A 24625-nucleotide genomic window follows, 5' to 3' on the forward strand; every position below is an offset into this window, starting at 1 on the left:
TGCCGTCGGCGCCCGCTTCGACCTCCGCCAGGACCTCGTTGTTGCGCGACATCAGCGCGATGCGCGTGCCGCCCGCCGGCTGGGAGTCGCCCAGGCGGCGGGCCTGGACGGCCAATCCGCCCTCGCCGCGCCAGGCGGTGAGGCCGAGGTCGGTCAGGATCAAGGGCTGCGCGGCGGCGAGCGAGCCGCTGTCGGCCGTGCCGTCATTGGGCTTCACCACCATCATGTAGAGGCCGGGGCCGGCCTCGCGCACGGCCGGCGGCAGGGGCACGGTGACCCGCTGGAGCTGGTTGGGCTCGCCGCGCGGCAATTCGAGCGCGCCTTCCCAGACGACGCGGCCCCAGCTGTCGGGCAGGTCGGTCGCGGTCCAGGAGCCGATCGGCTCGCCGAGCCGGTTGTCGCGGGTGAAGGGCACGAAGTTGCGCTCGGCCAGGCGCACGACGCGCAGCTGCAGGCCGGAGATGTTCATGAGGGCGAGGGGAACCCGCGCCTCCTGGCCACGGGCGAGCAGGAAGGCCCGGCTGTCGAAGGCCAGACGTGGCCGGCGGTTCGGCATGGCCAGGTTGACCGGCGTGTCGCGCATCAGGCGCAGCCCGTCCTCGCCGGGAAGGCCGGCGCGCAGGACGATGCGGGTGGTGCGGCCGAAGGGCAGTCCGACGATGCAGAGCTGGTCGCCGTCGCGCTGGAAGGAGAGGCCGGGGACGGGCGTCTCGGCGCGCATCCAGTCCTGCGGCTGCCAGTCGCCGCGGCGGGCGGGGGGGACGGTGAAGGCGAGGCAGGCGCGGGCCGGCTCGGCCTCGGATTCGGTGTTGACGCGGGCGATCAGCAGGCCGGCGGCGCGGCGGGCCTCGGTGAGGGCCTGGGTGTAGCGGGCCTCGTTGGGCGCGCGCTGGACGACCTGCTCGAGCGCCGCGATCTGCTGGGCCGGGCGCTCCATCCGCTGCAGCGCCTCGGCCACGAGAAGGAGCGAGGGGATCTCCGGCGGCCCGGCCGGGACCATGAGGAAGTTCTGCCAGGCGGCCGAAAGGGCGCGCCCCGCCTCCGGTGGATTGCGCCGCAGTTCGGCCCGGGCGAGGGCGAGCCATTGCGGGGCTGTCATTTCGCCGAGCCCCGCGCGCTCCTCCCAGGCCTGGGAGGCTGCCGCCCAGTTGTTCTGCCGCTCGGCCGTGGTGGCGCGGGTTTCGGCAGCCAGCCGCTGCTGGGGGGTGCCGCCCGCAGGGAAGCGCCGCTCAAGCTGCTCGCGAAACTGGCTGGAATCCCGCGATAGACCGGGAAGGTCAAAGGCATGGGCGGCGGGAGCCAGGAGGAGGAGTGCCAGAATGAGCCATCGACGCATCGAAAATGTTCCTTCCCCAATTTCGCGAAAGATTGCGCAATTTTTGAGCGTCCGGGCAGCATTATTATTGCTTTTTCGTCATTTGGCTTTTAGAGTCTGAACTGGTGAATGAAGGCTGGTCTTGCTGCTAGGCACCTTCTCCCTAACCTAGCCGATGGCAGACCGGACCGGAGCCTCAGAATTCATGTTTTTTCGTCTCGCTATCCTCGCGATGGTCTTGGCTTTACCGGCGGCGGCCCAGCAGGCCGTGTCCGTCACGACCGACCGCGCCGTGATCGGTCGCGTGCCCATTGAAATCATGGCCAACGGCACCGTCCAGTCCGAAAGCGTCGTCACCATCCGCACCCGCGTCGATGGCCAGATCACCCAGGTCCATGTCAGCGAGGGGCAGGCGGTCCGCCGGGGGCAGCCACTCTTCACGCTGGATGCCCGGCTGAACCAGGCGCTGCTGGCGCAGCAGGAGGCGCAGCTTCTCAGCGCCCGCGCCGCCGCCACCCGCACCCAGCTCGACGCTGCCCGCTACCAGAGCCTGCGCGGCGAGAGCTATGCCTCGCAGCAGCGCTTCGAGCAGGCCCAGGCCGACGCCGCCGCGGCGGCCGCCAATGTGCAGGCGACGCAGGCGCTGATCGCGCAGACGCGCCTCAGCATCGAATTCGCGCAGATCACCGCGGAGGTGGACGGCGTGCTCGGCTCGCTGCCGCTTCGCGTGGGCAACTTCGTCCGTCAGGCGGACAGCAACCCCCTCGCGCTTGCGACGATCACCCAGACCAACCCCATCCTGGTGCAGTTCAACGTGCCCGAGCGCTGGCTGCCGACCATTCGCCGCGCCACCGCCTCCGGCGATCCCATCCCCGTCCAGGCGCAGGCCGATGGCGACACGGAGGCGGCGGTCGCCGGCCAGTTGATCTTCGTGGACAGCCAGGTGGACGTCGCCACCGGTACGATCATGCTCAAGGCCCGCTTCAACAATGACGCGGGGCGTCTGTGGCCCGGCCAATACGTGCAGATCACACTGGCCCCCTCGGCCGAGGACAATGCCATCACCGTGGCCAGCGCCGCCGTGCAGACGGGGCAGCAGGGCCGCTTCGTCTTCGTCGCCGCCGACAACGTCGCCCGGCGCCGGGCGGTCCAGGTGTCACGCATCGTGGGTGACCGCGCCATCGTTCGGGGCGAGATCGCCGATGGGGACAAGATCATCGTGGACGGCGCCCAGCGCGTCTCCGACGGCGTGAGGGTGCAGGAGCGCACGCAGAGCGCGGCCGGTCCCGGCACGCCCGGCGCCGGCCAGGGGAGCGTCCGATGAACATCTCCGAGCTTTGCATCCGCCGGCCGGTGATGACCTGCCTCCTGATGGCCGCGGCCGTCCTCGGGGGCATCGTGGCCTATACGAGGCTGCCGGTGGCCGCCGTGCCGCGCGTGGACTTCCCGGTCATCTCCGTCTTCGCGTCCTTCGCCGGCGCGAGCCCGGAGACCATGGCCACCTCGGTTGCCTTGCCGCTGGAGCGCGAGTTCAGCACCATCGCCGGCCTCGACAGCATGAGCAGCACCTCCGGCCAGGACACGCTGAACATCACGCTGCAGTTCCAGCTCGGGCGTAACATCGACAGCGCGGCGCAGGACGTCCAGGCCGCGATGACGCGCGCCCAGCGACGCCTGCCCGTCGAGATGACCATCCCGCCGAGCTACCGGAAGGTGAATCCCGCCGACGCGCCGGTGCTGCTGCTGACCCTGTCGGGCGGCGATACGCCGCTCTACCGCCTGAACGACATCGCCAGCACCATCATCGCCCCCGCGCTCAGCCGCGTGCAGGGCGTGGCGCAGGTGGTGACCTATGGCGAGCAGCTCTATTCCGTCCGCGTGCGCCTCGACCCCGACCGCATCGCGGCCATGGGCCTGGCCTTCGATACGGTCGGCCAGTCGATCATCGCCGCCAACTCCAACACGCCGGTCGGCCTGCTGACCGGCAACCGGCAGCAGCTGACGCTCCGTGCCAACGACCAGCCGCAGAACGCCGCCGCCTTCGGCGACCTCGTGGTGGCGGGCCGCGCCTCGGCCCCGGTCCGGCTCAGCGAGATCGCCCGCGTCGCCGACGGCGTGCAGAACGAGCGGGTCGCGAGCTGGCGCAATGGCGAGCGCGCGCTGGTGCTGGCCGTGCAGCGGCAGCCGGATGCGAACACCGTGGACGTGGTGGACGGCGTGCGCGACAGCCTTCCGGCCCTGCGCGCGGCCCTGCCGCCGGGGGCCGAGATCGGTGTCTTCCTGGACCGCTCGCTCTCCATCCGGGCCGCCGTGCACGACGTGCAGGAGAGCCTGCTCATCGCCATCGGCCTCGTGGTCCTGGTCTGCTTCCTCTTCCTGCGGCGCGTGACGGCCACCATCATCCCGTCGGTCGCGGTGCCGATCAGCCTCTGCATCACCTTCGGGCTGATGTATATGCTGGGCTACGGCATCGACAACGTGACGCTGCTGGGCCTCACCATCGCCGTCGGTCTCGTCGTGGACGACGCCATCGTGGTGCTGGAGGTCATCGTCCGCCACATCGAGGAGGGCATGCACCCCATAGCCGCGGCGATCCGCGGCTCCAAGGAGGTGGGCTTCACCGTTCTGTCGATCACGCTCTCGCTGATCGCCGTCTTCCTTCCGATCCTGCTGATGGGCGGCGTGGTGGGGCGCGTGTTCAATGCCTTCGCCGCGACCGTGTCGCTGGCGGTCATCGCCTCCTGCGTCGTGTCGCTCACCCTGACGCCGCTGATGGCCAGCCGGATGCCGGCCCACGGCAAGCCGGGCTGGCTCGACCGGACGCTGGAGCGGGGCTTCGTCGCCATCGAGAGCAGCTACGACTGGGCGCTGGGCTATGCGCTGCGGGCCAAGCTCGTGGTCTGGATGGTCTTCCTGCTTTCGGTCGGCGCGGCGGGCTGGCTCGCCGTGCATATCCCCAAGGGCTTCTTCCCCATCGAGGATACCGGCCTGCTGACGATCAACACCGAAGGTCCCCGCGGCACCTCCATCACCGGCATGGCGCAGATGCAGGGCGAGGTGGCGGAGATCGTCGGCCGCTCGCCCTATGTGGATGCCGTCGTCTCGAACCTGGGCGCGGTGGGCGGCTCGGCCTCCATCAACCAGGGGCGCATGTTCGTCCAGCTGAAGGGGCGCGGCCAGCGGCCGGATATTCAGACGGTGATGCAGCAGCTGCGGCGCGACGCCGGGCGCGTGCCGGGCATGCGAGTCTTCGTGCAGCCCATCCAGAACATCAATTTCGGCGCCCGCCAGTCGCGCACGCTTTACCTCTACACCTTGCAGGGCTTGCGGCTGGATGAGCTCTACGACTGGGCGCCGCGTCTCGAAGCGGCGCTGCAGCGCTCGCCGCAATTGCAGGACGTGAACACCGACCTTCAGCTCGACAGCCCCGTCGTGCTGGTCAATGTGGATCGCGACCGCGCGACGGCGCTGGGGGTGTCCATCGACCAGGTGCGCCAGGCGCTCTTCTCCGCCTTCGGCGCGCGGCAGATCTCGACGATCTACGGCCAGGCCAATGCCTATCCCGTGATCGTGGAAGCCCTGCCGGAAGATCAGCGCGACGAGCAGGGCCTTGCCAAGCTCTACATCCGTTCCAATACCGGGCGGCTGGTGCCGCTTTCGGCCGTGGCGACGATAGAGCGACGGTCCGGCCCGCTGACGGTCGCGCATCAGGGCCAGCTACCCGCGGTGACCATCGGCTTCAACACGCCGCCGGGCGTGGCGCTCGGCGATGCGGTGAACGCCATCAAGGCCGTGGAGCGCGAGATCGGCCTGCCGCCGACCATCGTGACGGGCTTCACCGGCTCGGCCCAGGTCTTCCAACAGGCGCTGGCGGGCCAGGGCTTCCTCGTGATCGCGGCGGTGCTGATCATGTATGTGGTGCTGGGCGTGCTTTATGAATCGCTGATCCACCCGCTGACCATCCTTTCCGGCCTGCCGGCCGCGGCGCTGGGCGCCTTCGCGACGCTGTGGTGGTTCAACCTCGATCTCTCCGTCATCGCGGTGATCGGCACGCTGCTGCTGATCGGGCTGGTGAAGAAGAACGCCATCATGATCGTGGACGTGGCCCTGCATCGACAGCGCAGCGGCGACACTCCGTTGGACGCCGTTCGCCAGGCCTGCGTGCTGCGCTTCCGCCCGATCCTGATGACCACCCTGGCCGCGGCCGCGGGCGCGGTGCCCATCGCCGCCGGCTGGGGCGCGGCGGCCGAGCTGCGCCAGCCGCTGGGCCTGGCGGTGATCGGCGGCCTCGCCGTCTCGCAGGTGCTCACGCTCTTCGTGACGCCGGTGCTCTATCTCGGCTTCGAGGGCATGGCCCGCAAGCTGAGCCGTGGTCGCGGCGCGGTTCCCGCCTCCCATTCCCACCAGCCGGCGGAATAGCCGCCGCATCCCGGCCGCAACGCCTGACGCCCCCGGTTTGTCAGCCGGGGGCGTTTTGCGTTTGGAACCGATGCCGCGAAGCTAGGGCGACTTTCGTGCCGCTTCGCTGATCTCGACCGAGACGGCTTCCGGCTCGCGCTCGGGCACGACGACGGGCGCCTCCGGCATGGGAGGCGCCGCCAAAGGCTTCCGGCCGCTGACCTCGAAGCCGACATCCTTCGCCAGCCCCAGAGCGAAGGGAATGGAGGTCAGCACGACCGCCGCCGCGACCAGGAATGCGGCCGTGAAATCGGCCGGCCGCAGGACCGCGTCGCCCGTGAAATGGCGGGTTATCTCCAGCGTCCCGGTCGCCAGCACCACGCCCAGGGCGGGGGCGAGCTGCTGCGCGGTTCCATAGAAGCTGGTTGCCGAGCTCAGCTGTGCCCGCGTGGTATCGGCGAAGGCCAGGGTGTTGAGCGCCGTGAACTGCAGCGAGCGGAACAGCCCCCCCAAAGCGAGCACGATGAACATGGCCGCGATGGGCCAGTCGGCCGTGAACAGCGCGCCGGAGGCGACGCCCACGGTTGCGAGCAGGCCATTGCCGATGATCACCGTCCGGAAACCGAAGCGGCGCAGGATGGGGCGCGTGAGCGGCTTCATGACGAAGGCGCCGATCGCCGTCGCGAACGCCACCAGCCCGGCCTCCGAGGCGCGCCAGCCGAAGCCGATCTGCAGCAGCATGGGCACCAGGAAGGGAATGCCGCCGGCACCGCTGCGAAAGAGGCTGCCCGCCATGGTCGAATAGCGAAAGCTTGGGATTTTCAGGAGGTTGAGGTCGAGCGCCGGCTTGGGCGTGGCCCGGCAGTGGCGGACGGCCCAGACGGCGAGCACGGCCCCCAGGACGATCAGCCCCTCGGGCCAACCCCAGGGGAAGATGCCGCGCCCGATGGTCTCGATTCCGGCCATCAGCGAGGCCAGCGCCCCGCCGACCAGCGTCAGCCCCTTCACGTCCGGCGGGCCGGGATCGGTGCGGGGCAGCGGCTCGATCTTCCAGGCGACCATGATCAGGCCGATGGCCGCCACCGGCAGGTTGATCCAGAAGACGCTGCGCCAGCCAAAGAGATCCGTCAGCAGGCCACCCAGCGGCGGTCCGCTGATGGGGCCGATCATGGCCGGCATGGTCAGCCAGGTCATGGCCGTCAGCATCTCGTCCTTGCGGATGCCGCTGAGCAGCAGGAGACGCCCGACCGGCACCATCATGGCCCCGGCCATGCCCTGGATGACGCGGGCGCCGACCAGCTCCAGCAGGCTGTTTGAGAAGCCGCACGCGGCGGAGGCCGCGCCGAAGAGGGCAATGGCGATGAGGAAGACGCGTTTGGCCCCGAAGCGGTCGGCGATATAGCCCGAGACGGGGATGAAGACCGTCAGCGCCACCAGATAGGAGGTGATGGCGACGCCCAGGCGCGTGGGCTCCTCGCCCATATCGCGCGCCATGGAGGGAAGGGCTGTGACGACCGCCGCGCTGTCGAGGTTCTGCATGAACAGCGCGGAGGCGACGATCATCGCGGTAACACGGGCATCGGCCATTTCGCGAAGCTAGACCAATACGTCACCGAGTCGAACCGGGGGTTCCGTAACGTGCCGATTCGCTGCATGTTTTGAGCTAGAACAGGATTTTCGAGGCCATGCTGCTTCTCACTCCCGGACCCGTGCAGACCCACCCCTCCGTGCGAGCCGCCATGGCCGAGGATGTCGCGCCCTGGGACGTCGCGTTCCGGCCCTTCTACACGCGCCTGCGCGAGCGGATCCGGATCATCGCCGGCGGCGTCGAGGGTGAGCACGTCACCCTGCCGCTGCAGGTGGCCGGCCACATGATCATGGAGGCGGCGATCCGTACCTTCGTGCCGCCGGGCCGCGCCGTGCTGATCCCGGTGAACGGGCAATATGCCGGGCGCGCGGTGAAGCTCGGCCGCCTGGCAGGGCGCGAGGTGGTGGAGCTCGAGGTTCCCGATACCCGCGGCGTGACCCCGGCGGAGATCACGGAAGCCCTCGCCGCCCATCCCGAATGCAGCCACGTCGCCATGGTCTATAGCGAGACCGGCAGCGGCATCGTGAACGACCCGGCCGCGATCGGCGCCGCGGTTCGCGCGGCGGGCCGGCGGATGATCGTGGATGCCGTCTCGGCCTTCGGCGCGCTGCCGATCGACCTCTCGAAGCAGCCCGAGATCGATACGGTGCTCTTCACCTCGAACAAGTGCCTGGAAGGGCTGCCCGGCTTCGCCTTCGCCGTCTCGCGCATCGACAGCTGCGAGGCAGCCACCGGCAATGCCGGCTCCTGGAGCCTCGACCTCGCCGATGTCTGGGCGAATACCAAGGCCAGTGGCATGGGCAGCCTGCGCTTCACCGGCCCGGTGCAAACCCTGCTCGCGCTGAACGTGGCGCTGGACCGCTTCGACGCGGAGGGTGGCCAGCCCGCGCGCCTTGCGCGCTACCGCGCCAATGCCGATGCGCTCTATCGCGGCCTCAAGGCGCTGGGCCTCAAGCCCTATGTCGAGGAGGCGGAGCAGGGGCCGATCGTGGTGACCTTCCACCAGCCCGCCGGCCTGGTGCTCGCGGATTTCGTGGAGGCGCTGAAGCGCCAGGACGTCCTGATCAGCAGCTATTTCACCAGCGTGCTGCCCAGCTTCCGGATCGGCGCCATCGGCGATGTGCACCTCGCCGATATGGCGAAGACCGTGGCGGCGGTGAAGGTCGCGCTCATGGAGCTCGGCCTTCCCAAGGCGGCCTGAACTAAGTCGCGTCGCCGTTCAGAAGCGGTAACGCACCGAGGCTCCGATCACGAAGGGGTTGATGTCGGCACGGGCGCGGATGATCCCGCTGTTCACGCTGACATCGGGCTGCATCAGGATCCACTTCGCATCGAAGTTGAGCAGCCAGTTGGGCGTGAGCTCGTAGTCCACGCCAATATTCGGCGCGACGCCGACCGTGGGGTCGATGCGCACGCGGCTTACCGGCGCGGTCAGGCGCCCGCCCTCGCCATAGAACCAGGTCACGTTCAGCCCGAGGCCGAGATAGGGGCTGAAACGAGCCTGCGGCAGCGGGTGATATTGCACGGTCAGCGTGGGCGGCAGCGCCCAGACATGCCCAAGGCGAACATCGCCGAGCGCCGATCCGCGCACGCTGACATCATGCTGCGTGCTGGCGGCGATCAGGTTCAGCGAGATGTTGGGCGTGACGAAATAGCTGAAGTCGAGCTGCGGGCTCGCGCTGTTGCTGGCGGTGGGCGTACCGCCGATCCCGCCGACATGGCCGCCATTCGTCGGCAGCACGCCGATGGCGCCGAGGCCCACCACGAAGTCTCCCGCGCGCTTGCCGCGCGGCGCGTCCTGCGCCGAAGCCATTCCCGCGCCCAGCAGCAGCATGGCCGTCGCCGCATATCCCGCGATCCGCATGATCCAAGAACCTTCCGATAGCGCAGCAAGTCGCTGCGCCATCGTGTCTAGGATCGGCTCCGGCGCGCGGCGTTGCGCTGGATCAAAGGCGGGTCACTCCGCGCGGATATTCGCGCGGTCCACCACGGTCTTCCACCGGTTGATCTCCGCCTCCTGGAAAGTGCGGAATTCGGCGGCCGTGCTGGCCACCACATCGAAGCCGATCTGGTTGAGGCGCTGCACGCTTTCGGGATCGCGCAACGCGCGGATGCATCCGGCCTCCAGCTTGGCGAGGATCGGCGCCGGCAGGCCGGCTGGCGCCATGGTCGCCTGCCACGACGTTACCACGAAATCGCTCAGCCCCAGTTCGGCCGCCGTCGGCACATCCGGGATCGTCGGGTTGCGCCGTTCGCTCGTCACCATCACCGGCTTGATCCGCCCGGCCTGGATATGCGCCGCCACGCCGCTCAGATTCTGGAAGGTGAGCTGGGTGTCGCCGGCGATGAGGGATGTCGCCGCGGCGGCACCGCCCTGATAGGGAATATGCGTCGCCTCCGTGTTCGTCCGCAGCTTGAAGAGCTCCATCGTCATGTGCTCGGAGGAGCCGACGCCCGAGGTGGCGTAGGAGACGTTGCGGCCATTGGCGCGCAGCCAAGCCAGCACGCCCGCATAATCCGTCGCCGGAACCTTGGACGGATTGATGATCAGGACATTGGGTGTCGTGACGGCCAGCGTCACCGTCTGGAAATCCTTGAGCGGGTCGTAGGGGAGGCTGGGCCGCAGCGCCGCGTTGATGGCGAAGACGCCGATCGAGCCCGTCAGCAGCGTGTAGCCATCGGGCGCGGCGCGGGCGAGGACCTGCCCCGCCACGGCGCCATTGGCACCCGGCCGGTTCTCGACGACCACGCTCTGCCCGAGAATGGCGCCCAGCTTCGCCGCCATCACGCGCGCGGTGATGTCCGAGGGGCCGCCGGCCACGAAGGGGACCAGCATGTTGATGGGGCGCTGGGGCCATTCGCCCTGGGCACGTGCCGACGAAGGCAGCCCGAAGGGCAGCAAGGCTGGGGCGGCAAGCAGGGTGCGGCGGTGCATGTTCATGATTTTCTCCTGGACTTTCCGACACACTGCCCCAAGCGCGCGGCTTGTCCAAGATCGCTTCAGCGGGTCAAATCCGGCGCGAATCGGGGAGAGCCACGCGCATGTCCATTGACCTAGAGATCGCCCGCGCGGCCACTCTGCTGCCCATCGCCCAGATCGCGCAGAAGGCCGGCATTCCGGCCGATGCGCTGGAGCCCTATGGCAAGTACAAGGCCAAGATCGGCCTCGATTTCGTCGCCAAGACGCGGCACGACCGCCCGCTCGGCAAGCTCGTCCTGGTCACCGGCATCAACCCGACCCCGGCCGGCGAGGGCAAGACGACCACGACGGTGGGCCTCGGCGATGCGCTGAACCTCATTGGCCAGAAGACCATGATCTGCCTGCGCGAGCCCTCGCTGGGCCCGTGCTTCGGCGTGAAGGGCGGCGCCGCGGGCGGCGGCCATGCCCAGGTCGTGCCGATGGAGGACATCAACCTCCACTTCACCGGCGATTTCCACGCGATCACGGCGGCCAACAACCTGCTGGCCGCGATGATCGATAACCACATCTATTGGGGCAACGCGCTCGGCATCGATGCCCGCCGCATCACCTGGCGCCGTGCGCTCGACATGAACGACCGCGCGCTGCGCGGCATCGTGGGGTCGATGGGCGGCACGGCGAACGGCTTCCCGCGCGAGGACGGCTTCGACATCGTCGTGGCCTCGGAGGTGATGGCGGCCTTCTGCCTCGCCTATGACCTGGCCGACCTGCAGGTGCGCCTGGGGCGGATCATCGTGGCCAGCACGCGCGACGGAAAGCCCGTGACCGCCGCCGACCTCAAGGCCGACGGCGCGATGGCGGTGCTGCTGCGCGATGCCCTGGCGCCCAATCTCGTGCAGACGCTGGCCGGCTCGCCCGCGCTGGTCCATGGCGGTCCCTTCGCGAATATCGCCCATGGCTGCAACAGCGTGATGGCGACGACGCTGGGCATGCATCTCAGCGACGTGGTCGTGACCGAGGCGGGCTTCGGCGCGGACCTCGGCGCGGAGAAATTCCTGGATATCAAGTGCCGCCTGGCGGGCCTCGCGCCCGATGCCTGCGTGATCGTCGCCACCATCCGCGCGCTGAAGATGCATGGCGGCGTGGCCAAGGCCGATCTCGGGCGCGAGGATATCGGCGCCGTGCGCCGCGGCATCGCGAACCTCGCGCGTCACGTCGAGAACATCCGTAAGTTCGGCCTGCCGCCCATCGTGGCGTTGAACCGTTTCACCGCGGATACCGAGGCCGAGATCGCCGCCGTGCAGCAGGCCATGGCCGCCCTCGGCACCGAGGCCGTGCTCTGCACGCATTGGTCGGATGGCGCCCAGGGCACGGTCGCGCTGGCCCATGCGGTGATGAAGCGCCTCGATGCCGGCGAGGCGAAGTTCGAGCCGATCTACCCCGACGCCATGCCGCTGGCCGATAAGATCCGCACCATCGCGCGGGAAATCTACCACGCCTCGGATGTCGCCATTCCCGCCAGCGTGGCGGCCAAGCTCGCGCGCTTCGAGGCGCAGGGCTTCGGCCATGCGCCCATCTGCATCGCCAAGACCCAATACAGCTTCAGCGCCGACCCGACGGCGCTGGGCGCGCCCGAAGGCCACGTCCTGCCGATCCGCGACGTGAGGCTCCTGGCGGGGGCGGGCTTCGTGGTGGCGATCTGCGGCGATGTGATGACCATGCCCGGCCTGCCGCGGGTGCCGGCCGCCGAAACCATCCGGCTGGATGGCGAAGGGCGCATCGAAGGCCTCTTCTGACCTTAGCGGAGCTGCCGCTTCTCCAGCTTTCGCGCCAGCGTCCGGCGGTGCATGCCCAGCCGCCGGGCGGCTTCGGAGATGTTGAAATCCGTCGCCACCAGCGCGGCATGAATGTGCTCCCACTCCACCGTCTTGATGGTGGAGGGACGCTCGCTGAGCGGGGCCGCGGGGTTTCCTTCCTGGCGCTCGAAGGCCGCCTCGATGTCGTCCGTGCTCGAGGGCTTGGCCAGGTAGTAGGAGGCGCCGAGCTTGATGGCCTCCACCGTCGTCGCGATGCTGGCGAAGCCGGTCAGCACCACGATGGGCATGGTCGGATTTCCCGCGCGCAGCGTCTGCACGCAGGTCAGCCCCGATGTCCCGCCGAGCTTAAGGTCGACCACGGCGTGATCGGGCTTGTGCTCGCGCAGCAGGGTCAGCAACTCCTCGTGGCTGGCCGCCGTGATCACTCGATAGCCGCGCCGCTCGAAGGAACGCTTGAGCGTGCGCGCGAAAGCCTCATCGTCCTCGACGAGGACCAGGAAGCGCGGCTCGGTCATCTCGGCGCCTCACCGGCATAGGCGAGCACGTCCAGCGGCAGGATGAGCCGGACCAGCGCGCCGCCCTCCTCGCGATTGCGCGCCTGTGCATCGCCGCCGAGCTTGCGGGCGACGTTCACCAGCAGGAAGAGGCCGAGCCCGCCGCCGGGCCGACCCTTGCTGGAGCGATAGGGGTGGCCGAAGGATTCCAGCATCGACTTGGAGAAGCCGGGCCCCCGATCGGCGATCTCGAAGACGAGGGCATCTTCCTCGCGGCTGGCGGTGATCTCTGTCCAGTCGGGCGAGACCTCGGTCGCATTGTCGATGATATTGCCGATGACCTGCTTCAGCGCGGGGTCGGAGACGATCGTCATGTCCTCGCCGAACCGGTCGCGGTAATGGATCGTGCCGGGGCGGCGCATCGCCTGCCAATCCGTGACGATGCCGTCGAGGAACTTGCGCATCGTGGTGATGCGCGGCGCCTCGCCACGCGCTTCGCCGGCCGACATGAGGATTCCGCCCACGATCGATTTGCAGCGCGCGAGCTCGGCCTGCATGTCGGTGATGTCGTCGACGAGCTCCGGCTCCCCCGCGATCCGGGGCATGCGCTGCCAGTCGCCCAGGATCACCGACATGGTGGAGAGCGGCGTTCCCAGCTCATGCGCCGCACCGGAGGCGAGAAGGCCCATCCGCACGATGTGGTTCTCCTCCGCCGCCTGCTGGCGGATGGCGGCCAGTGCCGCGTCGCTCGCGCGCAGGTTGTGGTTCATGCGCGTGACGAAGAGCACGAGCAGCACCGCGATCAGCGCGAAGCAGACCAGCCCGCCCTCCAGATAGAGCGCGAGCGGGTCGATGCGATTGCGTTCGTGCAGATCGAGCGGGACGGGATCGATCATCAGCAGGACGAGCGCGATGCCAACAACCCCGACCATGACCCAGCTCGACCAGGGACGCAGAAGCGTCGCGCCGATCACCACCTGCAGCAGGAAGAGCGAGGTGAAGGGATTGGCGAGGCCGCCACTCTGGTTGAGTTGCCAGGCGAGCGCGGCGACGTCGAGGAGCAGCGCGAAGGTCAGCTCCGCATTGCTCACACCGTCGGGCCGGCGCAGCAGCGGCAGGCTCAACAGGTTGATGGCGGCCAGGAGGGCGGGCACCAGCAGCAGCGAGGCGAGCGGCAGGCGGATTTCCAGGATCCAATGGACGAAAGCGATGGTCAGGAGCTGCCCGGCCACCGCGATCCAGCGCAGCTGGATCAACAGCCGCATGTTGCGACGACCGGCCTCCGCCTCGGGCAGGGCCGCCACGCTGCGCGAGCCTGGCAGTCTCATCCTTCGCCCCCGCTTTGGCGATGCCGCAGGACCGTGACGGCGCCGCCGAGAACCAGCAGCGCCAATCCGAACCAGGTCAGCGCATAGCCGAGGTGGTTGTCCGCGAAGCTGATGACCGTGAGGCCGCCCACGGGGTAGCTGTCCCTGTCCGGTCCCGCCTCGGCATCGAGGAAGAACGGCGCCGTCGCGCCGAGGCCGCGCCGGGCGGCGATGGCCGCGACGTCGCGCGAATACCAGCGCTCGCCCGCGGGATCGTTGCTGCGCAGGAAGCCGCCCCCCGGCTCGGTGATGCGGAGCAGGCCGGTCACCCGCACGGGGGCCTCGGCCCGGCTCTCTCCACGCGCCGCGGGGTCCCGCCGGTCGGGGGGGACGAAGCCGCGATTTACCAGGACTGTGCCGTCACTCGTCTGCAAGGGGGTCATGACCCAATAACCGCTTCCCAGCGCCGTCGTCGCGCGCACCAGCGTTTCGCGATCATAGAGGAAATGGCCCTCCGCGGCGAAGCGGCGATAGGCGTCGCGGGCGGCAGTGATGTCCGGCCAGCTCGCCGGGACAGGGAGGGGGGCCGGGGCGGCATGCACCCGCGCCGCGATGGCGGCGATGAGCTCGTGCTTCCACTCGCGCCGCTGCAGCTGCCACACGCCCAACGCCACCAGCAGGGCGGCGATCACCAGAGCGCCGCCGCCGATGAGCGCCGGCCCGAGGGCGCGGCGTAGCGTCACGGCATGATGCGCGCGTCGTGCATCGGCATCATATTGGCATTGAGGTGGTACATCACCCAGAGCGAGCCCGTCATGGTGATCACGATCACGATGATGGTGAAGACCAGCGCGATCATGGTCCAGCCGCCCTCGGAGCGGCCGTTCATATGGAGGAAATACACCATGTGGACGAGGATCTGAATGACGGCGAAGCCCATGACCAGGATGCCGGTCGGGCCATCCGCCAGGGGGCGCTCCATCACCAGCCAGAAGGGGATGGCGGTGAGGATGGCCGCGAGCACGAAGCCGATCAGATAGTCCGGCAAGGTGCCGTGGGCGGCCCCGCCATGGGCCGCGGCCTGCGCGTTGGGGCTCATCGCAGCATTCCCATCAGGTAGACGAAGGTGAAGACGCCGATCCAGATGACGTCCAGGAAGTGCCAGAAGAGGCTGAGGCACATCAGCCGGCGCTGATTGGCCGGGATCAGGCCGCGCTGCCCGATCTGCACGATCATCGTCACGATCCAGATCAGGCCGAAGGTCACGTGCAGGCCGTGCGTGCCGACCAAGGTGAAGAAGGCCGAGAGGAAGGCGCTGCGCTGCGGTGTGGCGCCGATGTGGATCAGGTGGTGGAACTCGTAGAGCTCGATCCCGAGGAAGGCGAGGCCGAACAGCGCGGTGACGACGAGCCAGGCCCGGGTCGCGCCCGATCGGCCGGCCTGCATCGCCAGCATGGCGAAGCCGAAGGTGATGGACGAGAAGAGCAGCATGGCCGTGTTGAGGGCGACCAGCGGCAGTTCGAACAGGTCGCGCGGCGAGGGGCCGGCGGCGTAGTTGCCGCCCAGCACCGCGTAGCAGGCGAAGAGGATCGCGAAGATGAGACAGTCGCTCATCAGGTAGATCCAGAAGCCCAGCATGGTGCTGCCGCCTTCCGGATGGTCGTGCTCGTCGAGGTTGTAGAACCCGGCGGGGAGGGGGTGCGTGGTCGTGTCCATGTTCATTCCGCCGCCGCCAGCGCGTGGGTGCGCGCATTCTCGGTCGCGGTCACCGTCTCGGCGGGGATGTGGTGGTCGCGATGGTAGTTGAAGGTGTGGGCGATGGCCGTGATCAGGATGGCCAGGAAGCTCGCGCCCACCAGCCACCAGACATGCCAGACCAGGGCGAAGCCGCAGATCGTGCTCAGCACGGCCAGCACCACGCCGGCGGCGGTGTTGCTCGGCATGTGGATGGCCCGATAGCCGCCGAGCGGACGCTCATGGCCGCGCCGCTTCATGTCGTGCCAGGCATCGAGGTCGTGGATGACCGGCGTGAAGGCGAAGTTGTAGTCCGGCGGAGGCGAGGAGGTCGCCCATTCGAGCGTGCGTCCGCCCCAGGGGTCGCCCGTCACGTCGCGCAGCTTGTCGCGGCGCAGGATGCTCACGGCGAACTGGACCAGCATCGCCGCGATGCCGACCGCGATGACCGCCGCGCCGAGCCCGGCGACGACAAACCAGATCTGCAGCGAAGGGTCGTCGAAGACGCGCATGCGGCGCGTCACGCCCATCAGGCCGAGGACGTAGAGCGGCATGAAGGCCATCCAGAAACCGATGACCCAGCACCAGAAGGAGACCTTCCCCCAGAAGGGGTCGAGCTTGAAGCCGAAGGCCTTGGGGAACCAGAAGTTGATCGCCGCGAAGAGGCCGAAGAGCACGCCGCCGATGATCACGTTGTGGAAATGCGCGATCAGGAAGAGCGAGTTGTGCAGCACGAAATCGGCGGGCGGGACGGCGAGGAGCACGCCTGTCATGCCGCCGACGACGAAGGTCAGCATGAAGGCGATGGTCCACATCATCGGCAGCTCGAAGCGGATGCGGCCGCGATACATGGTGAAGAGCCAGTTGAAGAGCTTCGCCCCGGTCGGGATGGAGATCACCATGGTAGTGATGCCGAAGAAGCTGTTGACGCTGGCGCCCGAGCCCATCGTGAAGAAGTGATGCAACCACACGACGTAGGACAGGATGGTGATGACCAGCGTCGCATAGACCATCGAGGTGTAGCCGAAGAGCCGTTTGCCCGAGAACGTCGAGGTGACTTCGGAGAAGACGCCGAAGAGCGGCAGGATCAGGATGTAGACTTCCGGATGGCCCCAGATCCAGATGAGGTTCACGTACATCATCGGATTGCCGCCGAGGTCGTTCGTGAAGAAGTTCGTCCCGGCGTAGCGATCCAGGCTCAGCAGCGCGAGCACCGCCGTCAACACGGGGAAGGACGCGACAATCAGGACGTTCGTGCAGAGCGAGGTCCAGGTGAAGATCGGCATCTTCATCAGGCCCATGCCCGGCGCGCGCAGCTTCACGATGGTGACGAGCAGGTTGATGCCCGAGAGCGTCGTGCCCACGCCGGCGATCTGCAGCGCCCATATGTAGTAGTCCACGCCGACATCGGGGCTGTAGGCGAGGCCGGAAAGCGGCGGATAGGCCAGCCAGCCCGTGCGCGCGAACTCGCCGACGAAGAGCGACATCATCACCAGGACGGCGCCGCCCACGGTCATCCAGAAGCTGAAATTGTTCAGGAAGGGGAAAGAGACGTCGCGCGCGCCGATCTGCAGCGGAACGATGTAGTTCATCAGGCCCGTGACGAGGGGCATCGCCACGAAGAAGATCATGATCACCCCATGGGCGGTGAAGATCTGGTCGTAGTGATGGGCGTTGAGGTAGCCCTCCGAACCGCCGAAGGCGAGCGCCTGCTGCAGCCGCATCATGATGGCGTCGGCGAAGCCGCGCAGCAGCATCACCAGGCCCAACACCATGTACATGATGCCGATCTTCTTGTGATCGACGCTGGTGAACCACTCCTTCCAGAGATAGCCCCAGAGGCGGAACCAGGTGAGCGCGGCCATCAGCGCGAGGCCGCCGAGCGCGACCATGATGAAGGTGCCGTAGACGATCGGTTCGTGCAGCGGCAGCGCGTCGAGCGAGAGCTTCCCGAAGATCGGGCTGAGCTGGGCGGTGGAAACGGACATGGCGATCAGGATTCCGGGATCGAGGCGGGCGGGCGCGAGGCCACGGGCCGGGAGCGGTTGGAATGGGGCGGGGAGAGGCCGGCCCCGGTCAGCGGCGAACGGTCGCCGGCGGTGGCCCAGGGCCGCTCCAGGCTCATGCCCGGCAGCGTGCAGATGGAGGTGACGACGGTGCGCTCGGCCAAGGGGGCGGAGCTGCTGCCGCGGCGGTCATGCGTGAGCCGCGCGACATTGCCGATGCCGGCGATGCCGAGCCCCCCGCGCGCATCGATGGCCATCATGTCGTGCATGCACATCTTGCCGGGCTCGGCGCACATATTGACCACGGCATCGAAGAGGCTGGGATCGACGGTGGAGAAGTGGCGGACGGGCACGTTCTCGCTCGGCCGCGCCAGTGCGAGGAAGCCGGCGCGGTCGAGCGCCGTGCCGCTGCCGCGCACGCGGTCCACCCAACCCTCGAAATCCTGGTCGGAAAGCCCGTGGAAGCGGAAGCGCATGCCCGAGAAGCCCGCGCCGCTGTAATTCGCGGACAAGCCCTCATAGACGCCGGGATTGTTGATCACCGCGTGCAGCTTCGTCTCCATGCCGGGCATGGCGTAGATCTGTCCCGCGAGGGCGGGGATGTAGAAGGAGTTCATCACCGAGGTGGCCGAGATCCTGAAGCGGATCGGCCGGTTCACGGGGGCCGCCAGCTCGTTCACCGTCGCGATGCCGTATTCCGGCATGATGAACAGCCACTTCCAGTCGAGCGCGACGACATTCACCTCGAGCGGCCGGACATCCGCGGCGACGGGCTGGTCCGGGCCGATATGCGACAGCGGCCGGTAGGGATCGAGCAGGTGCGTCGCGGCCCAGGTGAGCGCGCCGAGACAGATGATGATGACCAGCGGGCAGGCCCAGATGACGAGCTCCAGCCCGGTCGAGTGGTCCCAGTCCGGCTCGTAGCGTGCGGTCTGGTTCGCCGCGCGGTAGCGCCAGGCGAAGAAGGCCGTCAGCGCCATCACCGGCACGATGACGATCAGCATCAGCACTGTGGAGATGACCACCAGGTTGCCCTGGCGCTGCGCCACGTCGCCGGCCGGGCTGAGGACCACGAGGTTGCACCCGCCGAGCAGGGCGGGAAGTGCCGTCAGGCAAATGAGGCGCGCCGCCCGGCCCAGTCGGAGTAGCTTTGTCATGGACGTGGGTTAGCGCCGCGGTGCATGAGGGGACATAGGACATTTTGTCCAATCCCCCCGCCGGGCGGTGCGGGGCAGGATGCAGGCCACGGCACGGCTGAGCGACCGGCCGTGATCTGCATCCAGCGGCCATGGGCCGGAGAACATTGCATGACCACCCAGCCTGCCGTTGCCACGACGGCGGAGCGCGATGCCATCGCCCTCCACTCGCACGAACACCACATCGCGCCGGGCGAGATCGCGATCGGCGTGGTGATCGGCCGCGCGTCGGAATTCTTCGACTTCTTCGTCTTCGCCATCGCCTCGGTGCTGGTCTTCCCGAAGCTGGTCTTCCCCTACCTGGATCCGCTGACGGGCACGCTTTATTCCTTCGGCATCTTCGCGCTGGCCTTCCTGGCGCGGCCCGTCGGCACGCTGATCTTCATGGTCGTGGATCGCGCCTATGGCCGCGGCACCAAGCTGACGATCGCCCTCTTCCTGCTGGGTGGGTCGACCGCGGCCATCGCCTTCCTGCCGGGTCACGAGACCATCGGCCACAGCTCGGCGCTGCTGCTCGCGCTGTTCCGGATGGGGCAGGGCGTGGCGCTCGGTGGCACCTGGGATGGCCTGGCCTCGCTTCTGGCGCTGAACGCGCCGAAGAACCGTCGTGGATGGTTCGCGATGATCCCGCAGCTGGGGGCGCCGATCGGCCTGATCATCGCCAGCCTGCTCTTCGCCTATTTCACCAGCATCCTGCCGGCGGAGGATTTCCTCGACTGGGGCTGGCGCTATCCGTTCTTCGTGGCCTTCGCCATCAACGTCGTCGCGCTCTTCGCCCGGCTGCGGATCGTGGTGACGCCGGAATACACGCGCCTCTTCGAGAACCTCGCCTTGCAGGCGGCCCCGGTGACGGAGACGCTGCGGTTCGAGTGGCGCACGGTGCTGATGGGCGCCTTCGCGCCGCTCGCCAGCTTCGCCATGTTCCACATGGTCACCGTCTTCCCGCTCTCCTGGGTCTTCCTCTTCACGCGGGATACGCCGGCCCGCTTCCTCTCCGTGGAGGCCTTCGCGGCGGCCTTGGGGACGGTGGCCATCGTGGCCTCGGGCTACATCGCCGATCGCGTCGGCCGGCGGACGCTGCTGGGCTTCTCCGCGGCTGCCATCGCCACCTTCAGCGGCTTCGCCCCGCAATTGCTGGATGGCGGCGAGACAGGCGAGGCGGTGTTCATGCTACTGGGCTTCGTGCTGCTGGGTCTTTCCTTCGGACAGTCCTCGGGCGCGCTGTCCTCCAGCTTCTCGCAGCGGCATCGCTATACCGGTTCGGCGCTCACGGCCGATCTTGCCTGGCTCTTCGGCGCCGGCTTCGCGCCGCTCGTGGCGCTGCTGCTGTCCAGCCGATTCGGGCTGGCATCCTCCGGCGCCTATCTGCTGTCAGGCGCCGTCGGAACGCTGATCGCGCTGTGGTTCAATCGCGAGCTGGCTCGCAACATCGAATAATCGGCTGCTGCGCCCCGGCCGTGGGCCGGGGCGCGGCATCTTCTTCTAGAGTTCGGCGCGCACGATCGCGGCCCCGTCGGCCATCGCCTTCAGCTTGCCGAAGGCACGCTCGCGCGGCAGGTACTTCATCCCGCAATCCGGCGCGGCGACGATCCGCTCCGGCGGCAGCACTTCCAGGGCCTTGCGCAGGCGCGAGGCGACCAGTTCGGGCGTCTCCACATCGGGCGAGCTCAGATCAAGCACGCCGACCAGCACCGTCTTGCCGGGAAGGTCGCGCAGGATGGCGAGGTCGAGATTCGGCTGCGCCGCCTCGATCGAGATCTGGTGTGCGGTGCTGTCCGTCAGCTCGGGCAGGAAGGAGTAGCCGCTGGGCTTGCCGTCCACCATCGCCGCATAGCCGAAGCACAGATGCACGATGGTGGTGCCGGGCACGTCCTTCAGCGCGCGGTTGATGGCGGCGACGGCGAAGCGGCGCGCTTCCGTGGGGAAGGCCTGCATCCAGGGCTCGTCGAGCTGGATCACGTCCACGCCGGCGGCCTTGAGCTCCAGGATCTCCTCGTTCAGCGCGGCGGCATAATCCATCGCGAGCTCCGCCTCGTCGGCATAGAACTCGTTCTTGGCCTGGCGCGTCATGGTGAAGGCGCCAGGCAGGGTGATCTTCAGCTGCTTGTCGGTATTGGCGCGGGCGAAGGCGATATCGGCGACCTCGACGGCGCGGGTGCGCTTCACGCGGCTGACGACGCGCGGCACCAGCGTCGGCTTGCCGGTGCGGCCGATGACCTCGCCAGGGCTGGCGGCGTCGATGCCCTCCAGCGAGTTGGCGAAGGCGTTGGAATAGCTCTCCCGCCGCATCTCGCCATCGCTGATGATGTCGATGCCGGCGCGCTCCATGTCGCGCATGGCGAGCAGGGTCGCGTCATCCTGGGCGGCGTGCAGGCGCTCGCCGGGGATGCGCCAGATCTCGGGCGCGCGCACGCGCGGGACGAGGCGCGAGCGCAGCGCCTCATGATCCACCAGCCAGGCGGGCTGCGGATAGCTGCCGACGACCGTCGTCGGAATCAAAGGGAGCTTGGTGGCCATGTCGTTCTTCCTTGGGAGGTCCGTGAAGGCTCAGACGGCCACGGAGGGCCGGCGCGAGGGGGTTGATGCAGGGTGATGGGTCGCGACGCGTTCGAGCAGCCGCATCACGAGGTCGAGCAGCATACCCAGCAGCAGGACGAGCAGGATGCCGACGAAGACGCGCGGGGAGTCCAACACGGTACGGTAGGAGGTGATGAGATAGCCGATCCCCGCCGCGGAGGTGAGCATCTCCGAGACCACCACGCCCACGATCACCAGCGCGCCGCCCAGCCGCAGGCTGGCGATGACGGTCGGGATCGCGGCCGGCAGCATGACGTGGCGCATGCGCTGGGTGAAGCTGGCGCCCATGCTGCGGGCGGTCACCAGCAGCTGCGCGTCGATCGTCTGGATGCCGGCGGCGGTGCCGAGCATCGTGGGGAAGAATCCATAGACCGAGGCGAAGGCGATCTTCGATTCCGAGCCGATGCCGAACCAGGCGGTGAAGACCGGATAGAGGATCACCAGCGGTACGGCATAGAGGCTGGAGAAGACCGGCAGCAGCATCGCCCGCGCCCGGGCCAGGCTGCCCACCAGCGCGCCCGCGAGGATGCCTCCGCCACAGGCGAAGACCAGCGCGACCGCGACCTCGCCCAGCGTCACCGCCAGCGCTTCGGCGAAGATGCGCCAGTCCTTGATTCCGACCGCGATCGTCTCGCTGAGCGGCGGCAGGAAGAGCTGCGGCACCAGGCCCAGCCGCGGCAGGGCCTCCCACAGCACGAGCAGTCCCGCGCCCACCAGCCAGCGGATGGCCGAAGGACTCACGCCTGGCTCCTGATCTGCTGCCAGATGCGGTCCTTCAACTGTCCGAAGACGGTGCCCGCCATCATCTCATAGGTGCGCGGGCGCGCGAGCGGGATCTCGATGCGATCGACGATCCGTCCGGGATGGGCGGACATCACCAGCACCTCATCGGCGAGATAGACGGCCTCGCTCAGGCTGTGCGTGACGAAGACGACCGTCTTGGAGGTCTTGGACCAGATGCGCAGCAGCTCTTCGCCCATGGTCATGCGGGTCTGTTCGTCCAGCGCCGCGAAGGGCTCGTCCATCAGCAGCACCGGCGGGTCCTGCACGAGACCGCGCGCGATGGACACGCGCTGCTTCATGCCGCCCGAGAGCTCGCCCGGATAGCGCGCGCCCGCATGGGCGAGGCCGACCAGGTCCAGCATCTCGGCCGCGCGCGCCAGGCGTTCGGCCTTGGGCACGCCACGCAGCATCAGGGGGAAGGCGACGTTGTCGAGGGCGCTCAGCCAGGGGAAGAGGTTGGCGTCCTGGAAGACCACGCCCACGCGGTCCGGGTCGGGCTCCAGGATGGGCCGTCCGTCGCAGAGGATGACGCCCTCGGTCTGCCGGCGCAGCCCCGCCATCATCATGAGCAGCGAGGATTTGCCGCAGCCGCTCGGCCCCACGATGACGGTGAAACGCCCAGGCGCGACTGTGAGGGAAATGTCCTCCAACGCGCGCGACGAGGCGCCGCGCGACTCATAGGTATGGCCGAGGCTTTGGACCTCGATCATGGGACGCGCCGCAACCGCAGCGGGGGTGTCCCTCAATTGCGCCAGTGGCTGCATCGCGTCTCGATCCATCGGATGGCTTCGTTGATAAGGATGGCGGTGGTGGAGATCAGCAGCACGCCGGCGAAGAGCTGGCGCATCATGAACCCCTCGCCCCAGCTGGCGATCTGCTGGCCGATGCCCGTGCGCGAGGCATACATCTCGGCCAGGACCACGGCGGTGGTGGCGAAGATCACGGCCAGCCGCAGCGCCTCCAGCAGCACGGGAAGCATGCTGGGCAGGTAGACATGCCGCGTGATCTGCGCCCGCGTGGCCCCATAGGAGCGCGCGACGAGCACATGCTCCCCGCGCACCGAGCGAATGGCGGCGGTCGCGCTCATCAGCACGATGAGGATCGTGGAGAAGCAGCCAAAGGCGACCTTCTGCCAGAAACCGATGCCCATGGTGAGGATGAAGAGCGGCAGGAAGATCGACTTCGGTACGCTGAACAGGAAGAAGACCAGCGGTTCGCAGACGCGGGCGAGCCGCTGGTTCTCCGCCAGCAGGATGCCGAGGAAGATGCCCGTCGGCACGGAGATCAGGATCGCCGCGGTGAGCTCCATCGCCGTGGTCGCGAGGTCGCCGCGGATGGCGGGGCGCCGCAGCAGCTCGAACAGGGTCTCGAGCACCGCGCTGAAGGGCGGCAGCAGCTCGTCATCCACCCATCCCAGGCGCGGCAGCGCCTCCCACAGGCCGAGCGCCAGCCCCAGCAGGAGCAGACGCCCGGCCCACATGGCCGTTTTTGACATCAGCGGGTCGGGACGGGGGCAAAGCGGGTCGTGAAGACCTCTTCGACCGGCGCCATATCGGTCATGCCGCTGAGCCGCGCGAGCTCCAGCGAGAAGGCGACCTGGGCGGGGTCTATCGCGCCGTCGACGGAGAGCTTGAGGATCGTCTCCTCATATTCGATGGCCGCGATCTCGGGCGGGATCTCGTTGTTGGTGGAGATCAGCGTGATCGCCGCCTCGCGATTGGCGCGCAGCCAGCCCAGGCCGCCATAGATCGCGTTGACGCCGCCCTGCACCGCCTGGGGCGTGTCGCGGATCATGCGGTCGCTGACGATCCAGCCCGCGGTGGTGTGCTGCGGGATGGCGGTGCCGAAATCGATCAGGCTGCGGGCCTGGTTCGCGCGGATCAGCTGGAAGCTGAGCGGCGAATAGATCACCGCCGCATCGATGTTGCGCGAGCGCAGATTGGGCACGAGACCGCCGCCGCCGACCGGCACGCGCGTGGTCGTGATGCGCTTGTCCGTTTCGGTCCATTGCGCCAGCAGGTCCGAGCCCGAGCCGCGCGAGGTGATTCCGAGCTTCTTTCCGGCAAGCTCCGAGACGTCCCGGATCGGCGAGTCCGTGCGGACCATGAGGTGCCAGCCGTAATAGGCCAGTGCGCCGGCGGTCACGAGCTTGGAGCCGAAGCCGCGCTTGATGCCCGCCGCGACCAGCGCGGGCGGATCCAGGATCAGGTCGGTGGCGCCGGCGGCCAGAGCCTCGAAGCATTCGGCGCCGCCGCGATAGACCGTGGTCTCGACCCGGAAGCCCTCCTTCTCGAAGAAGCGCTGCTGCTCCGCGGCGAGGGCGATGATGGTCGGCCAATAGGCCTTGGTCGGCACGCCGACACGAATGAGCGGCCGCGTCTGCGCGAGCGCGGGGCTGGCGAGGCCTGCACCGGCGAGGCCGACCGCGAGCGTGCGGCGCGATACAGGAAAGCCGGGCTGTGAGGCGGTTGCATTGGTCATGTCATTTTC

At 68.4% G+C, this 24625-nt stretch carries 21 protein-coding genes; 5 read left to right on the forward strand and 16 right to left on the reverse strand.

Features of this window, described 5'->3' with window-relative positions; all coding sequences use genetic code 11:
* Nucleotides 1-1336, reverse strand: a 1336-nt coding sequence (locus ACO057_RS17420; protein WP_421993878.1) for a hypothetical protein, incomplete at its 3' end; no start/stop codon positions are given.
* A gap of 184 nt (nucleotides 1337-1520) precedes the next feature.
* On the opposite strand from ACO057_RS17420, the gene ACO057_RS17425 reads away from it, so the two are divergent.
* Complete coding sequence (locus ACO057_RS17425; RefSeq protein ID WP_421993879.1) at nucleotides 1521-2639, forward strand: efflux RND transporter periplasmic adaptor subunit; 1119 nt, start codon at nucleotides 1521-1523, stop codon at nucleotides 2637-2639.
* Nucleotides 2636-5734 (forward strand): efflux RND transporter permease subunit, encoded by a 3099-nt coding sequence (locus ACO057_RS17430; RefSeq protein WP_421993880.1) that lies wholly within the window; start codon nucleotides 2636-2638, stop codon nucleotides 5732-5734. The genes ACO057_RS17425 and ACO057_RS17430 overlap by 4 nt, the downstream gene beginning before the upstream one ends.
* An 81-nt stretch (nucleotides 5735-5815) precedes the next feature.
* On the opposite strand, the gene ACO057_RS17435 is transcribed toward ACO057_RS17430, so the two are convergent.
* On the reverse strand, nucleotides 5816-7300 hold the full coding sequence (locus ACO057_RS17435) for an MDR family MFS transporter (RefSeq protein ID WP_421993881.1): 1485 nt from the start codon (nucleotides 7298-7300) through the stop codon (nucleotides 5816-5818).
* 98 nt (nucleotides 7301-7398) lie between these two features.
* On the opposite strand from ACO057_RS17435, the gene ACO057_RS17440 reads away from it, so the two are divergent.
* The gene (locus ACO057_RS17440) at nucleotides 7399-8502 is read left to right on the forward strand and encodes a 2-aminoethylphosphonate--pyruvate transaminase (RefSeq protein WP_421993882.1); all 1104 of its coding nucleotides are present in this window, start codon (nucleotides 7399-7401) and stop codon (nucleotides 8500-8502) included.
* An 18-nt stretch (nucleotides 8503-8520) separates the two neighbouring features.
* Here ACO057_RS17440 and ACO057_RS17445 read toward each other — a convergent pair whose 3' ends face one another.
* On the reverse strand, nucleotides 8521-9165 hold the full coding sequence (locus ACO057_RS17445) for an OmpW/AlkL family protein (protein WP_421993883.1): 645 nt from the start codon (nucleotides 9163-9165) through the stop codon (nucleotides 8521-8523).
* 93 nt (nucleotides 9166-9258) lie between these two features.
* The gene (locus ACO057_RS17450) at nucleotides 9259-10242 is read right to left on the reverse strand and encodes a Bug family tripartite tricarboxylate transporter substrate binding protein (RefSeq protein WP_421993884.1); all 984 of its coding nucleotides are present in this window, start codon (nucleotides 10240-10242) and stop codon (nucleotides 9259-9261) included.
* A 101-nt stretch (nucleotides 10243-10343) separates the two neighbouring features.
* Between ACO057_RS17450 and ACO057_RS17455 the strand changes: the two genes are divergently transcribed.
* The gene (locus ACO057_RS17455) at nucleotides 10344-12017 is read left to right on the forward strand and encodes a formate--tetrahydrofolate ligase (RefSeq protein ID WP_421993885.1); all 1674 of its coding nucleotides are present in this window, start codon (nucleotides 10344-10346) and stop codon (nucleotides 12015-12017) included.
* A gap of 2 nt (nucleotides 12018-12019) precedes the next feature.
* Here the strand turns inward: ACO057_RS17455 and ACO057_RS17460 are convergent, their stop codons facing one another.
* Genes ACO057_RS17460 through cyoA form a run of 7 tightly spaced genes read right to left on the reverse strand, consistent with a single transcriptional unit; the run spans nucleotide 12020 to nucleotide 18736 of the window.
* Nucleotides 12020-12553: a response regulator transcription factor gene (locus ACO057_RS17460; protein ID WP_421993886.1), complete on the reverse strand. Its 534-nt coding sequence runs from the start codon at nucleotides 12551-12553 to the stop codon at nucleotides 12020-12022.
* The gene (locus ACO057_RS17465; protein WP_421993887.1) at nucleotides 12550-13860 is read right to left on the reverse strand and encodes an ATP-binding protein; all 1311 of its coding nucleotides are present in this window, start codon (nucleotides 13858-13860) and stop codon (nucleotides 12550-12552) included. The genes ACO057_RS17460 and ACO057_RS17465 overlap by 4 nt, the downstream gene beginning before the upstream one ends.
* On the reverse strand, nucleotides 13857-14582 hold the full coding sequence (locus ACO057_RS17470) for an SURF1 family protein (RefSeq protein ID WP_421993888.1): 726 nt from the start codon (nucleotides 14580-14582) through the stop codon (nucleotides 13857-13859). Before ACO057_RS17470 ends, ACO057_RS17465 begins: the two co-directional genes overlap by 4 nt.
* Nucleotides 14579-14938, reverse strand: coding sequence for a cytochrome o ubiquinol oxidase subunit IV (gene cyoD / locus ACO057_RS17475; protein WP_421993889.1), 360 nt, complete (start codon nucleotides 14936-14938; stop codon nucleotides 14579-14581). The genes ACO057_RS17470 and cyoD overlap by 4 nt, the downstream gene beginning before the upstream one ends.
* The gene (gene cyoC, locus ACO057_RS17480) at nucleotides 14935-15555 is read right to left on the reverse strand and encodes a cytochrome o ubiquinol oxidase subunit III (protein WP_421993890.1); all 621 of its coding nucleotides are present in this window, start codon (nucleotides 15553-15555) and stop codon (nucleotides 14935-14937) included. The genes cyoD and cyoC overlap by 4 nt, the downstream gene beginning before the upstream one ends.
* Nucleotides 15556-15557: 2 nt before the next feature.
* Complete coding sequence (gene cyoB / locus ACO057_RS17485; RefSeq protein ID WP_421994629.1) at nucleotides 15558-17531, reverse strand: cytochrome o ubiquinol oxidase subunit I; 1974 nt, start codon at nucleotides 17529-17531, stop codon at nucleotides 15558-15560.
* Between the two features lie 35 nt (nucleotides 17532-17566).
* The gene (gene cyoA / locus ACO057_RS17490; RefSeq protein ID WP_421993891.1) at nucleotides 17567-18736 is read right to left on the reverse strand and encodes a ubiquinol oxidase subunit II; all 1170 of its coding nucleotides are present in this window, start codon (nucleotides 18734-18736) and stop codon (nucleotides 17567-17569) included.
* Nucleotides 18737-18886: 150 nt separating this feature from the next.
* On the opposite strand from cyoA, the gene ACO057_RS17495 reads away from it, so the two are divergent.
* A complete protein-coding gene (locus ACO057_RS17495; protein ID WP_421993892.1) occupies nucleotides 18887-20212 on the forward strand; it encodes an MFS transporter in 1326 nt (441 codons plus the stop codon).
* A gap of 45 nt (nucleotides 20213-20257) precedes the next feature.
* Here the strand turns inward: ACO057_RS17495 and ACO057_RS17500 are convergent, their stop codons facing one another.
* Genes ACO057_RS17500 through ACO057_RS17520 form a run of 5 tightly spaced genes read right to left on the reverse strand, consistent with a single transcriptional unit; the run spans nucleotide 20258 to nucleotide 24616 of the window.
* Nucleotides 20258-21292, reverse strand: coding sequence for a 5-methyltetrahydropteroyltriglutamate--homocysteine methyltransferase (locus ACO057_RS17500; RefSeq protein WP_421993893.1), 1035 nt, complete (start codon nucleotides 21290-21292; stop codon nucleotides 20258-20260).
* A gap of 30 nt (nucleotides 21293-21322) precedes the next feature.
* Complete coding sequence (locus ACO057_RS17505) at nucleotides 21323-22093, reverse strand: ABC transporter permease (RefSeq protein WP_421993894.1); 771 nt, start codon at nucleotides 22091-22093, stop codon at nucleotides 21323-21325.
* Nucleotides 22090-22845 carry an ABC transporter ATP-binding protein gene (locus ACO057_RS17510; RefSeq protein ID WP_421993895.1) on the reverse strand — a complete coding sequence of 252 codons (756 nt, stop codon included), beginning with the start codon at nucleotides 22843-22845 and terminating at the stop codon, nucleotides 22090-22092. The genes ACO057_RS17505 and ACO057_RS17510 overlap by 4 nt, the downstream gene beginning before the upstream one ends.
* Before the next feature lie 32 nt (nucleotides 22846-22877).
* Nucleotides 22878-23615, reverse strand: a complete 738-nt coding sequence (locus ACO057_RS17515) for an ABC transporter permease (protein ID WP_421993896.1) — start codon at nucleotides 23613-23615, stop codon at nucleotides 22878-22880.
* A gap of 14 nt (nucleotides 23616-23629) precedes the next feature.
* On the reverse strand, nucleotides 23630-24616 hold the full coding sequence (locus ACO057_RS17520; RefSeq protein ID WP_421993897.1) for an ABC transporter substrate-binding protein: 987 nt from the start codon (nucleotides 24614-24616) through the stop codon (nucleotides 23630-23632).
* Between the last annotated feature and the right edge of the window lie 9 nt (nucleotides 24617-24625).

Origin of the sequence: Roseococcus sp. (assembly GCF_965227005.1) — a bacterium.
Classification (GTDB): Bacteria; Pseudomonadota; Alphaproteobacteria; order Acetobacterales; family Acetobacteraceae; genus Roseococcus.

Bases quoted from the DNA above. Each gene is read 5' to 3' on its own strand.
- ACO057_RS17435 (WP_421993881.1), bottom strand. From the start codon at position 7,300: ATGGCCGATGCCCGTGTTACCGCGATGATCGTCGCCTCCGCGCTGTTC.
- ACO057_RS17445 (WP_421993883.1), bottom strand. From the start codon at position 9,165: ATGCGGATCGCGGGATATGCGGCGACGGCCATGCTGCTGCTGGGCGCG.
- ACO057_RS17465 (WP_421993887.1), bottom strand. From the start codon at position 13,860: ATGAGACTGCCAGGCTCGCGCAGCGTGGCGGCCCTGCCCGAGGCGGAG.
- ACO057_RS17520 (WP_421993897.1), bottom strand. From the start codon at position 24,616: ATGACCAATGCAACCGCCTCACAGCCCGGCTTTCCTGTATCGCGCCGC.
- cyoD (WP_421993889.1), bottom strand. From the start codon at position 14,938: ATGAGCCCCAACGCGCAGGCCGCGGCCCATGGCGGGGCCGCCCACGGC.
- ACO057_RS17450 (WP_421993884.1), bottom strand. From the start codon at position 10,242: ATGAACATGCACCGCCGCACCCTGCTTGCCGCCCCAGCCTTGCTGCCC.
- ACO057_RS17460 (WP_421993886.1), bottom strand. From the start codon at position 12,553: ATGACCGAGCCGCGCTTCCTGGTCCTCGTCGAGGACGATGAGGCTTTC.
- ACO057_RS17510 (WP_421993895.1), bottom strand. From the start codon at position 22,845: ATGATCGAGGTCCAAAGCCTCGGCCATACCTATGAGTCGCGCGGCGCC.
- ACO057_RS17500 (WP_421993893.1), bottom strand. From the start codon at position 21,292: ATGGCCACCAAGCTCCCTTTGATTCCGACGACGGTCGTCGGCAGCTAT.
- ACO057_RS17440 (WP_421993882.1), top strand. From the start codon at position 7,399: ATGCTGCTTCTCACTCCCGGACCCGTGCAGACCCACCCCTCCGTGCGA.
- ACO057_RS17455 (WP_421993885.1), top strand. From the start codon at position 10,344: ATGTCCATTGACCTAGAGATCGCCCGCGCGGCCACTCTGCTGCCCATC.
- cyoA (WP_421993891.1), bottom strand. From the start codon at position 18,736: ATGACAAAGCTACTCCGACTGGGCCGGGCGGCGCGCCTCATTTGCCTG.
- ACO057_RS17430 (WP_421993880.1), top strand. From the start codon at position 2,636: ATGAACATCTCCGAGCTTTGCATCCGCCGGCCGGTGATGACCTGCCTC.
- ACO057_RS17515 (WP_421993896.1), bottom strand. From the start codon at position 23,615: ATGTGGGCCGGGCGTCTGCTCCTGCTGGGGCTGGCGCTCGGCCTGTGG.
- ACO057_RS17425 (WP_421993879.1), top strand. From the start codon at position 1,521: ATGTTTTTTCGTCTCGCTATCCTCGCGATGGTCTTGGCTTTACCGGCG.
- ACO057_RS17495 (WP_421993892.1), top strand. From the start codon at position 18,887: ATGACCACCCAGCCTGCCGTTGCCACGACGGCGGAGCGCGATGCCATC.
- cyoC (WP_421993890.1), bottom strand. From the start codon at position 15,555: ATGGACACGACCACGCACCCCCTCCCCGCCGGGTTCTACAACCTCGAC.